The organism is Lichenibacterium ramalinae, from assembly GCF_004137085.1.
Taxonomy (GTDB): Bacteria; Pseudomonadota; Alphaproteobacteria; order Rhizobiales; family Beijerinckiaceae; genus Lichenihabitans; species Lichenihabitans ramalinae.
The window spans coordinates 1-10645 of record NZ_QYBC01000046.1; the positions used below are offsets into that span (position 1 = coordinate 1).

The 10645-nt window shown below is 61.2% G+C and carries 16 protein-coding genes; 6 read left to right on the top strand and 10 right to left on the bottom strand.

Annotation, left to right across the window (positions count from 1 at the left end; genetic code table 11):
• Positions 1–117 precede the first annotated feature (117 nt).
• On the top strand, positions 118–1821 hold the full coding sequence (locus D3272_RS26620; RefSeq protein ID WP_207210332.1) for a GAF domain-containing hybrid sensor histidine kinase/response regulator: 1704 nt from the start codon (positions 118–120) through the stop codon (positions 1819–1821).
• Between the two features lie 121 nt (positions 1822–1942).
• On the opposite strand, the gene D3272_RS26625 is transcribed toward D3272_RS26620, so the two are convergent.
• Entirely contained in the window at positions 1943–2218 is a 276-nt protein-coding gene (locus D3272_RS26625) for a hypothetical protein (RefSeq protein ID WP_129222262.1), read from the bottom strand.
• Positions 2219–2499: 281 nt separating this feature from the next.
• On the opposite strand from D3272_RS26625, the gene D3272_RS26630 reads away from it, so the two are divergent.
• Positions 2500–3240, top strand: a complete 741-nt coding sequence (locus D3272_RS26630; protein WP_129222263.1) for a Crp/Fnr family transcriptional regulator — start codon at positions 2500–2502, stop codon at positions 3238–3240.
• Here D3272_RS26630 and D3272_RS28505 read toward each other — a convergent pair.
• Positions 3227–3484 carry a DUF6894 family protein gene (locus D3272_RS28505; RefSeq protein WP_428978025.1) on the bottom strand — a complete coding sequence of 86 codons (258 nt, stop codon included), beginning with the start codon at positions 3482–3484 and terminating at the stop codon, positions 3227–3229. The two genes, D3272_RS26630 and D3272_RS28505, sit on opposite strands and share 14 nt — an antisense overlap.
• Positions 3485–3823: 339 nt before the next feature.
• On the opposite strand from D3272_RS28505, the gene D3272_RS26635 reads away from it, so the two are divergent.
• A complete protein-coding gene (locus tag D3272_RS26635) occupies positions 3824–4114 on the top strand; it encodes a hypothetical protein (protein WP_129222264.1) in 291 nt (96 codons plus the stop codon).
• 480 nt (positions 4115–4594) lie between these two features.
• Here the strand turns inward: D3272_RS26635 and D3272_RS28510 are convergent, their stop codons facing one another.
• The gene (locus D3272_RS28510; RefSeq protein ID WP_428978026.1) at positions 4595–4870 is read right to left on the bottom strand and encodes a DUF6894 family protein; all 276 of its coding nucleotides are present in this window, start codon (positions 4868–4870) and stop codon (positions 4595–4597) included.
• A 216-nt stretch (positions 4871–5086) separates the two neighbouring features.
• Positions 5087–5812, bottom strand: coding sequence for a Crp/Fnr family transcriptional regulator (locus D3272_RS26640; protein WP_129222265.1), 726 nt, complete (start codon positions 5810–5812; stop codon positions 5087–5089).
• Between the two features lie 292 nt (positions 5813–6104).
• On the opposite strand from D3272_RS26640, the gene D3272_RS26645 reads away from it, so the two are divergent.
• The 3 genes from D3272_RS26645 to D3272_RS28265 all read left to right on the top strand — a co-directional run bounded on the left by D3272_RS26645 (position 6105) and on the right by D3272_RS28265 (position 7997).
• On the top strand, positions 6105–6353 hold the full coding sequence (locus tag D3272_RS26645) for a hypothetical protein (protein WP_129222266.1): 249 nt from the start codon (positions 6105–6107) through the stop codon (positions 6351–6353).
• A gap of 1009 nt (positions 6354–7362) precedes the next feature.
• Complete coding sequence (locus D3272_RS26650; protein ID WP_129222267.1) at positions 7363–7764, top strand: DUF2513 domain-containing protein; 402 nt, start codon at positions 7363–7365, stop codon at positions 7762–7764.
• A 107-nt stretch (positions 7765–7871) separates the two neighbouring features.
• Entirely contained in the window at positions 7872–7997 is a 126-nt protein-coding gene (locus D3272_RS28265; RefSeq protein WP_281011052.1) for a hypothetical protein, read from the top strand.
• Positions 7998–8024: 27 nt separating this feature from the next.
• Here D3272_RS28265 and D3272_RS26655 read toward each other — a convergent pair whose 3' ends face one another.
• From D3272_RS26655 to D3272_RS26680, 6 genes are all read right to left on the bottom strand, one after another.
• Positions 8025–8213 (bottom strand): hypothetical protein, encoded by a 189-nt coding sequence (locus D3272_RS26655; RefSeq protein WP_129222268.1) that lies wholly within the window; start codon positions 8211–8213, stop codon positions 8025–8027.
• Between the two features lie 238 nt (positions 8214–8451).
• Positions 8452–9087 (bottom strand): ParA family protein, encoded by a 636-nt coding sequence (locus tag D3272_RS26660; RefSeq protein WP_129222269.1) that lies wholly within the window; start codon positions 9085–9087, stop codon positions 8452–8454.
• A gap of 64 nt (positions 9088–9151) precedes the next feature.
• Entirely contained in the window at positions 9152–9433 is a 282-nt protein-coding gene (locus D3272_RS26665; RefSeq protein WP_129222270.1) for an SWIB/MDM2 domain-containing protein, read from the bottom strand.
• Positions 9434–9570: 137 nt separating this feature from the next.
• Positions 9571–10059, bottom strand: a complete 489-nt coding sequence (locus D3272_RS26670; RefSeq protein WP_129222271.1) for a hypothetical protein — start codon at positions 10057–10059, stop codon at positions 9571–9573.
• The gene (locus D3272_RS26675; RefSeq protein WP_129222272.1) at positions 10059–10295 is read right to left on the bottom strand and encodes an XRE family transcriptional regulator; all 237 of its coding nucleotides are present in this window, start codon (positions 10293–10295) and stop codon (positions 10059–10061) included. The genes D3272_RS26670 and D3272_RS26675 overlap by 1 nt, the downstream gene beginning before the upstream one ends.
• Positions 10292–10531 carry a hypothetical protein gene (locus D3272_RS26680; RefSeq protein WP_129222273.1) on the bottom strand — a complete coding sequence of 80 codons (240 nt, stop codon included), beginning with the start codon at positions 10529–10531 and terminating at the stop codon, positions 10292–10294. Before D3272_RS26680 ends, D3272_RS26675 begins: the two co-directional genes overlap by 4 nt.
• Positions 10532–10645 lie beyond the last annotated feature (114 nt).

A 10645-nucleotide genomic window follows, 5' to 3' on the forward strand; every position in this document is an offset into this window, starting at 1 on the left:
AGCACCTTCAGCACCGTGCTGGGCACCATCGGCGCCTAACAGCCCTCAGCCGACCTGCGCACCCCCTGGGTAGTTACTGTGACGGCGAGACGGGAGGCCGAGAACCGCCGCCTCGTCATGTTAGAACTGGCTGATTGCATCCGTGACATCGAGGACCCGGCGAACCTTGCCTTTGCAGCGGCTGAGATACTAGGGCGCAGGCTTGGTGTGAGCCGGGCCGGCTTTGGCATTGTTGATCCTCTTCGGGAGACCATCACGATCGAGCGGGACTGGAACGCCCCTGGCGTGCAGACGCTCGCCGGCGTGCTCCACTTTCGCGACTACGGTTCCTACATCGAGGACCTGAAACGGGGTGACTTGGTGGCATTCGCGGACGCGCGGACCGATGCTCGGACGGCAGAAGGCGCGATGGGACTCGAGAGGATCAGTGCGCGAGCCGTTCTGAATCTTCCTGTTGCAGAACAAGCTGGCTTTATGGCTCTGCTCTTCCTCAACCATGCCGAAGCCCGAGCCTGGACCGATGATGACGTCGCTCTCGCACAAGATGTCGCAGATCGGGTGCAGGTGGCGGTTCAAAGACGTCGGGCCGAAAGCGACCTGCGACAGCTCGCGGCGTCGCTGGAGCAGCAGGTGGAAGAGCGGACGGCCGCGCATGCGGTGACTGAAGAGCAACTGCGCCAGAGCCAAAAGATGGAGGCGGTAGGCCAGCTCACCGGTGGGCTCGCCCATGACTTCAACAATCTTCTGACCGGTATTATTGGCGCACACGATCTTATCAAGAGACGTCTCGCTCAGAACCGAGCGGATGAAATCGGCCGTTACGTTGATATCGCAACCGCTTCAGCCACCCGTGCTGCAGCCCTGACCCATCGCTTGCTCGCATTCTCCCGACGCCAGACCCTCGACCCGAAACCGACTGACGTCGATCGTTTGGTCTCTGACATGGTCGACATGATCCGGCGAACGGTCGGCCCTAGCATCAACATCGATGTCATCAATGGCCCGGATCTTTGGCTGGCCTTGGTCGATCCACCCCAGTTGGAGAACGCCCTGCTGAACCTCTGCATCAACGCCCGCGATGCCATGCCGGACGGCGGAAGGCTGACGATCGAAGCCGACAACTGCTGGATCGACAGCCGCAACGCAATTGCCCGAGATTTCGAAGCGGGTGCCTACCTGAAGCTCAGCGTCAGCGACACAGGCACTGGCATGCCACCCGACGTGATGGCGCGCGCCTTCGACCCCTTCTTCACCACCAAGCCCCTCGGCCAGGGCACCGGTCTTGGCCTGTCGATGATCTACGGCTTCGCCAAGCAATCTGGCGGACAGGTGAGAATCCACTCTCAAGCGGGACAGGGCACCACAGTGGCCCTCTACCTGCCGAGGCATGATGGCGGAAGCGCCGATCGTCGAACGCCGATCGAAGACACCGCGGCAATGCCGCGTGCGGAGCAGGGTGAGACCGTACTGGTCGTTGACGATGAACCTGCGGTCCGCATGCTCGTCGGCGACGTGCTGTCCGACCTTGGCTACACCGCCCTGGAAGCCGATGATGGTAAATCGGGGCTCAAAATCCTGCAGTCTCGCGCTCGCATCGACCTCCTCGTAACCGATGTCGGCCTGCCGGGCGGCATGAATGGGCGCCAAGTGGCGGATGCCGCGCGGGTGCTGCGGCCGGGGCTCAAGGTGCTGTTCATCACCGGCTATGCCGAGAACGCTGTTGTCGGCAACGGCCACCTCGATCCCGGCATGGCCGTGCTGACCAAACCTTTCGCCATGGACGACCTCGCGGCCAAGATCCGGACCCTCATTGAGGAGTGAGACGGAAAAACCATTGGCCGCGTGCGTGGCACGCGTGATGATCACAGAGGCACACCGATAGGCGCGTCCGGCGGCAGCACCGCCATGTTAGCGTCGCCCTCCTGCACGACCGGCCGCCCGCTCACGGGATGGCTGTCGGGCTTTGGTCCTTTCCACGTCGCTTGACCCACCATGCGACGACGGCCTCCCAGATGGTCAGCGCCATGCCCACCACAGAGCCGACATCGAATAGGATGTTCAAGACGGCCGCCCAGGGGTGGTCGTGAGCGGGCTGCCAACCGCCGAACCACGTGTTGACTGTTCCAGATCGGAAGTAGTGCTGCGCATCGACCACGCTCGCGATGCACGCCATGTTGACGAGCGATATCCAACGCCAGATCGTTCTACGCTCGGCCATGCGGGGTCTATGATCGCAATCCGTAAACGATCAGTGGTGCGGTTTGCGCGAAATTACAGGGCGTCGGAGGCTGACCTACCTGGCGCGACGGGCGCTCGGGGACCTGTTCACGGGACCGTATGGTGAGGCACGTGCGAGGCAATCCAACGAGCGAAACCTGCCCTGATCTTGCCCAAAAAGCGTAACAGGGGGATTGTCCGAAACCGCCGCCCTGAGCGGCCATCTGGATCGTTCGGAGTTCTCACTCCTCCGACGGCCGGGACGCCGAGCTCTGAGGGACTATGGACAACGTGCTGACACGCAAGCTCGAGAAATTCGCTCCGCTGTCAGCGGAAGATCGAAGCCTACTCGACGACATCATCAGGCCGACCCGCACCGTGCCAGCCGATACCGACCTCATCAGAGAGGGACAGTCCTCCAATGAGGTGCGACTGATTCTGAAAGGCTTCGCCTGCCGGTACAAGATGCTGCCAAACGGCAGGCGGCAGATCGTCGCATACCTCATTCCGGGTGATTTTTGCGACCTGAACGCCTTCATCCTTGAAGCTTTTGATCACAGCATCGGTACGTTGTCGGAGTGCACCGTCGTCGACATCCCACGCCAGCGCATTATGGAGCTGACCGATCGGCCCGGCATTGCACGGGCATTCTGGTGGGTAACGCTTGTCGACGAAGGCACGCTCAGGGAATGGCTTCTCAACATCGGTCAGCGTGGTGCTGCTCCGCGTGTCGCACATCTTTTCTGCGAACTGCTCGTGAGACTGCGCATTGTCGACCTCGCTCACGAGGACAGCTACGAGCTTCCGCTCACGCAAGCTGAAATCGCGGACACGATGGGGATCTCTCCCGTTCACGTCAATCGCGTCATGCAAACCCTTCGAGAGATGGATTTGATCGAATACAGAAGAAAAAGCCTTGTCATAAAGGACTTAGATCGACTCATCGCTTTCAGTGACTTCAACGGTGCGTATCTTCATCTCCAGAGTGGAAAACCAGAAAGGCAGTCTATTAAGACGCCTTAGGTCTTTTTATCGGCAAGGGCGCTTCCTCAGCCGAAAAGCGAAGTGTAAACAGGATAGCGCCTTTTTCGTCAGTGACTTCCAGCTTCCATTGAGTGCCGTTCCAGAACTTGCCACCCATTTCCCGTAGGATCTCGCCGCTTAGCCGTATCGATGCTTCATGCGCTTCGTAGATATCGCGTAACTCTGTCCCACGGTCGTCGAGAGACGAATAGCCGTCTATGATATTAAAAAAGTAACGTGGCATAGATGTGCTCCGTTAACGAGGGAGCACGCGCCGCTCACAGTCACTGGAATTCGGGAGAGGCAGCCAGCAATTCCTCTCATATGAGACATTTTATGTCTAAATTCAATCTGCCTCTCTGGAAATAACCATAAAAAGTTAAGTTCAGACCGGAAATGTCGGAGCTAATCTCTCAACAGTGATGCTGTTTATGTCACACATCGGTCGATCGCGATATTTTCAATAAGTTAACAAATTGACGAGTCGACAAAGAATTTCCATCGCAGAGTGACGTATCGTCGGGTTCAAACCTGGGGCCTCCGACGGATGGGAGCTATGCGCTTTCGCCTGGGCGAGGGACACATGCAGAAGTTTTCCCAACAAGGGCAGTGTCATGCTCCCGATATGGTTTCGGCTACCTATGTCGAGCATTTCATCAGACGTATGCGCGCCGTCAGTCAGGGCGATTCCAGAATGCTGTCTTGGTTAGAAGAAATCATCTCCGAAACGGAATACCCTGCCACCTTGGAATGCTCGCAGAACGCTGTTGCTTATCAGAAATCTTTCGACAATCCCCGACCGATCCTGCCCATTTTGATCATATCTTCAGAGCCGTTTTCACCAGCTCGCCAACACCGCGGGATTGCAATATGAGAACGATCAACCGTAGGAGTCGGTGCTACTTTACCGAAACCGCTCGATTGGCAGCTGCAATGAAGCGGCAGGAAATAGCCCTGCATCCGCGGGACATCATGGCTCCCGAAGTCTTCGTGGTCCGTGTGACCCCGACCTCCAACACATTCACTTGGGAGCTTCGCCGATTTGGCGGTGTCATCCTGCACCGTGGTGAGGACGGCCTCCCTTCCATACGGCAAGCTTACAACGCCGGCACGCTCGCCTTGGCCATGTTGCCGTCATCATGATCGCCAGCGCCAGCATCCTGGACCTCGCTTACGTTGGCGCCGTGCTCGGAAACATGGTGCTCCTCGCCATTCTCTGGCGCATGGTGCCGTGACGCTCAGCGGGCTGCCTACCAGGGACGATATCCCAGGCGAAGCTCGACCTCGGCCAGAACGGGGCCCAGTACCTGCACCGGTTCCGCTCTCCCGTAGGCTTAACGGCATGCCAAGCTAATCACTGCAAGAACTTCCCAAAGGGAGGAGGGACATGTGTCTGAACCTTGCTGGGCCAGGTCAACCCGACCTCGACACGAAGCACGGTTACCCCATCCTCGTCGGTGACCTCGATGGCCAAGGGAGAGATCGGAGACGAACCGTACCCCTGTTCCCGGAGCATCTCGCCGGTGAAGTGAACCGCCTCGATTTGCATGGTTTCGAGGTTTGGAAATTCAGTGCCTACTTGGTCGGGGGTCCTGGCGCGATCGTAGACGTGGAAAAAAAAGCGAGGCATGAGACGCGCTTCCCTAATCGGGAAGGCACAAGTGGCCTTCAGTCGCCAGCGTCCGGGGAACAAGCTTGCGATTGAGTGATCTTACGGCAAGTAAGAGGCAGTTTCATTTATGTGCGCAATAAACTCATGTTAATTACACATGCAAATATTATGACCATATCTGGCCTACTCATATCGCCTATTAATTGACTACACCTTGCATATTAACTGCGATGTTCAATCAAGCTTCGGCTTATGGCGGCCGAGATGGAGATAATTCGGGTTGAAGCTGCTGAAACGTTTCAGAGCCTCAACATTGAGGACTTTCAGACGACCCCGGCTGAAGGTGATGAGTTTTTGTCCGCGGAAGTATTGCAGCACGCGATTCATGTGAACCGTCGAGAGGCCCATCGTATCGCTGAGTTCGGCCTGGGTGATGGGCAGACTGAACGTGTTGTCGGCCACCAGCCCGACGTTCTCCAAACGAGCCAGCAGCTCGCAGAGGAAATGAGCGACACGCTCCTCGGCGCGACGGCGGCCCATGTTCACAACGGCCTCGCGCAGCGTACTTTCGTCGACCAACGTTGCCCACCACAACGCCCGAGCGATAGCGGGTCGCTCGGTCAGCCGCAAGATCGCCTTCCTGGGAATATCGACCACCGTGCAAGGCGAGAGAGTGCTGATGGTATGGTCCATGACGTCCAGAATGAAGACGTGGAGGTCACAGAAATCACCGGGCAGTAGGTAGGCGAAGATCTGCCGGCTCCCGTCTGGAAGGATCTTGTGGCGGCACGCGAAGCCGGATGTGATCAAGTGCACGTCATCCGGAGATTCGCCCTCCCGAATGATATCTTCATGCGCTTTCACAGTTCGTTCACCGATGACGGTATTGGCGAGTAGCTCTTTATCCTTTGGACCAAAGGGGGAAAGGGTTGCCAGCTTGCGTGTCAGCACATTTTCCATGCTCGACCTCCAGCCGGAGCGCCCCGACAAGTCAAGAGCTTCTACCATAGATTAGACGATCTCGACCCCGACGTTTACCACGAATTTGAGTTCCGCCAGCCAGGTCAAGCCAACGTCCCCGCCGCACTTAGGAGGGCATTGCCTGCTTTGCGACCGAGGCCTGCCTAGCGAGTGCCACAAGAAGCCACTGAGTGCCACCGAGAGGCCACAAGGGAAGGGGGATCACACCCTACGCACTGAAGGGCTGGTAGGAGGGTTCTGCGCAACCGTGAATGCCTGCTACAAGCACGTCATGGACGATGAAAGCTCGACCGCCAGCGATCTCGCTCTCGTCATTACGCAGGCCGTCGATGCCTACGTGAAGGCGCGACCTGACGTCGACGTCATGCAGGTCTGTGCCGCTCTTGGTGCCGCCGGAGGGGCCTTGGTGTCCGTCTCGATCCCGGCAGGAAATGAGGGTGCCGACCACACGGCACTTGACCTCATGACGCATGGGTTCACGGAGTTCCTGATCGAGCTGCGGAAGGCGATGGCGAACTAAGCCCAGTCTTTTCGGCGAGACCCCACATCCAGCCTTCATGCCTGCCGGGCTGAGCCCTGCCTTTTCTTCCCTCGTAAGAAATATGGGTATTTCGTGCAGCGCAGGGTTTTGCGCCCACCCCCTGCCCTGGCGTTGATCGGCGCATCGAGATCCACGACTGCCAGGCCAACGCGGTGATGCGGACAACGTTGGTGTCGTTGCGGAAGGCTCGGAGGCGGCGCACCTCGACACTGAGGAACCCGAGCCTGCGAGCTTCGCCGAGGGCGTTGCGGACAGTCGTGCGGCCGACGCCGGCCAGGGCCGCGATGTGATCTAGGGCGAGGTCGCACCGGCCGTGCTTCGCGACCTGGGCGGCCACGACGGATAGAGCCGACAGCTCGCCGGCCGTGAACCTGCAGCGATGGTGGGCGGCACCCATCCCGAGGCGACCCATCGGCGACGCCGCTCAAGGCTCTCAGGAGCCCGTGGACGGCTTCCGACGCGCCGGGGCTCTGTCGGTGCGGTCGGGATGCGTTTGCGGGCCTCCACGGCCTCCGCAAGGCCCTGGGCGTCGGTCTCGCTGATCACCCCTGCCCCGTAGGCACGCCAGATCGTCGCCGCCAGTTCGGCAAGCCTCGACCGCGGCGCCGATTGGACGGCCCGCGCGATTTCATCGGTTAACATCTCTGCCCCTCATGGGGCCGTTTCGGGCGCAAACGATCTCTGCCGTGGAAACATGCGTTTCCCGGTTGACTCCGTCGCCGGAGCTATGAGACCGTTCCGCTTGTCGAGAGACGAAAGCGGTCTCCAAATTTCAAAGGCGCTGCCCCTGCCAGGGGGTGGTGCCTTTCTCGTTCTACGTCCTCAGTCGGCCATTCGTGCTCCGCGTCGACCGCCCGACCCGTGAGTCGCGCGACTTCCCATCGAGCCCGGAAGGGGTCGTGGTGTCAAACTGGCACGGGTGGGCTTGCGACCGTTTCGGCCTTCCCTACCCTGCCGTCCACTCGCATCCGTTGCAGGAAGGCAGGACATGAAACGCGACCTTTACTTGTGCCGGGAACTGCTGCTTAAGCTCGAAGCCGCCATGGATCAGCTACTGGCTATCTATCACTTCGTCCTAGGGGACGAGGACCTGACGATCGACGGTTGGCCGGCCGATGAGGTTTCGTACAACCTGGCGCGCATGCTGGAGGCCGGCTTCTTCGCCACGCATTCGGACACGACCGCTGAGGGCGGTTTCGTTTTCTCAGGCATCAGTTGGTCTGGCTACGAATACCTCGACGCCGTGCGGGGACCCGATCGGTGGCGCAAGACGAAGGACGGCGCGAAATCCGTGGGCGGTTTGACGTTCGGGCTCGTCAAGGATTTCGCTTTTGCCATCGCGAAGAACGAAGCGATGGCGAAGCTCGAGAATGCACCTCTAAGAGGATGAGGGCTAAGGTGTGCAAACGCGCGAACACGCCGGGGCTTGGTGCGGATGTAGCGCGGGCTCTCTGCGTAGCGGACGGGAGCGACCCCGAGGCGATGATCGAGGTCGGCATGGACCTCGTCGATGAAGCCGGCGGGGAGCGCTATCACGACGTCGTGGCGCCAGCCTGGACCACCTACACGAGCGAGGCCCGGCGGTTCATCGCGGCGGCGAGGGCGATGGGGTTGATCGAATAAGGTGCAACTTGCCACGTGGTCACGTGGTCACGCTTCGCCCTTCTCCAGTCTGTCGAGATCGTACCCGTAGCGCGCCAGGACCATCCGCAACCCCTCGACGTAGAGGTCATGGGGCTTGCAGTCCTCCGCCGCTGCGATCTCCCGCAGCTTCTTGAAGACGCGCGGGTGGGCGTAGAGGCTGGCGTGAGGTTTCTCGATACGCTGTCGGACCTTCATGCCATCGGCTGTCTCGTTGCCACGTTTTCGCGTGCTAACGGGACCACGTGACGACGTCGTTTCGACGTCCCGTGATGGAGCCTGGGAGCTAGTCTCTAGTTCCGGCTTCGACGTGGCTTCAATATCCCGCAGCGGTTCGCTCTCCTCTACCCTTTCACGCTGTGCCGTTGTCACGTTCTCACGTGGTCGCGTGGCAGCGACGGCTGCGATCTGGTCGGCAATCGATGGGCGAGGCGGCTTAGCCATCAGCGGTTCCCGTCGTCATCTGGCCCTTGATCCATGCCCACAGGAGTCGGACTTCGCCGGCTGCTTTGCCACGCGTCGCCAACTCGGTCACGCCCTGCCCGGCAGTCATCGCGTCCAGGAAATCCGCCCGCAACGCCACCATGCACGGGGCTAGCGTGCCAGACCGCACCAACGCAGTCGCGGCGTCGAGCGTACGTCCCTGGCTCGACGTCAGGCATTGATTGAGGACCAGCCCGAACGGCTTGCGGAGCGTCTGCAGCTGCTCGACCGTTGGCCGCGCGGCCTCGACGTCCAGGATCGACGGCTTCACAGGCACAAGGACGAAGTCGGCATCCTGCAGCGCGACCGCGACGCCCGCGCCGAAAATCCCGGGTGTGTCGACGATGGCGAGCGTAGCCCCAGCGGCCTTGGCGCGTCCGATGGCTTGGCGCACTTTGGCGGGGTCGGCTGTTTCGACGGTGATGCCCTCAGCCTGCCGACGTCGACCCCAGGCTGCGAGGCTCCCTTGCGGGTCCGTGTCGATGGCAAAAACCGTCTCACCATCTTCCACGGCCGCAACGGCCAGTGATGCCCCAAGGCTGGTTTTGCCCGAGCCGCCCTTCTGGCTCGCCATGGTTAGAACTCGCATCGTGGCTCCTTATCCGTGGTCACGTCACCACGTGATAACGGGCCAACGTTAAGCGGGGCTGTCCTCAAGCCGCCGTCAGGTGCGGACCAATAACCTTCGACAGCTCGAACATGGTCAAACGGTCTTTGCCGAAGATTGGGCGCAGCTTGGCATCAGCGATGATCGTCCGCTTGTCGGCAGGGTCCTGCAGGCCGTGGGTGCGGATATGGTCCCATAGCTTCGACACGACGGCAGTCCGAGCCAGGGGCTCGGAGCCGACCACGGCGGCCAGGGCAGGGGACGGCGTCAGGGGTCTACCCAAGGCGCCAGCGGTGCGGGGCTTGGTAGGGGCAACGGTGCGAGACATGAGATTAGCTCCGAAAGAGACAACGTTTCACGTTGCCACGTGACAACGTGATAGCGTCATACTCGATCTGTTCCCATGAACCCGGCGAGCACCCACCCGACCCCGCGAGCGGCGGCGTAGAGAGTGACGGGTCCGTGTCAGGCGCACGCGGCGCGCTCGGCCTGAGCCATTACGGCCCCATAGAGCCCGTCGGCCTGGAGCCGCCGAAGCGCCGCGGGCCACTCCACCTCAACGCGGGCGGAGACAACGGAATCGATTGCCGCCCGCTCCAACGCCGGCCGCATCACCTCGAGGGCGTCGGACAGGGGCGTGCCCTCAGGCAGGACGAGGACGTTCGCCTCGAGCACCGCAGCTAGGATGCGCCAGGCGATCACCCCGACGACGTCGACCCGCCCACCGATCGCGGCGATGGGAGCGAGGAAGGCGCGCATGGTCCGGTCGAGGCGGGTGCGCAGCTTCCGCAGGTCGCGCCCGGTCAGGCCGGCGAAGGCCTCGTCGACGGTGCCGACGATGAGCCGGCGCACGCGTTGCACGGTCGGGTCCTTCGGGTCGGCCCCGTGGTCGACGACGTGGAGCATCGCCTCGGCGGGGAAGGCGAGCTCGATGCGCTGGACGTCGGTGGGCATCAGGGCTCAGCCGCCCGGAGACGCGCGCTCGGGGGATCGGACGTAAACTCGATACCGGCGCGCTCCAGCGCTTCCTTGAGTGCGTCGGCTTGAGCCGTCGTAATCGGCGGCTCGCCGTCGACCAACTCTGCGCGCATGATCGTGGCCGTGGTGATGTTTCGAACCCTGGCCGCAAGCTGACTGCGCTGAAGCCCAAGGAGGGCGCGAGCCTCGCGGATCTGGCGGCCGGTGATCATGACCGGCCGATCCTTCGCCGGCCTTCGCTGGTGATCATGAAGGCCCGCGCCGGCGGGACGAGACGAGCGTCCTGGCGGCCGGTGATGAAGCGCTGGCTTTCGAGCCAGGCGAGACGGGTCCGCAGCTCGCCAGGCGTCATATGGCAGGCAGCCTGGATAGCTGGCGTCGTGGCTTGGGTGCGCTTGGACAGGAATGCGAGGATGAGGGTGTCGGGAGAAGTGCGGAGGGTGGTCACGATCACTGTCTTGATATCTCAGAGCGCCGAGAGGCTTAGCTCGACTTTGGCCTTTTTAGGCTGCGTTGCAGAGGGCGTAGGCCCAGGCCTGTGGCATTCTGAAGGGGACTTTCC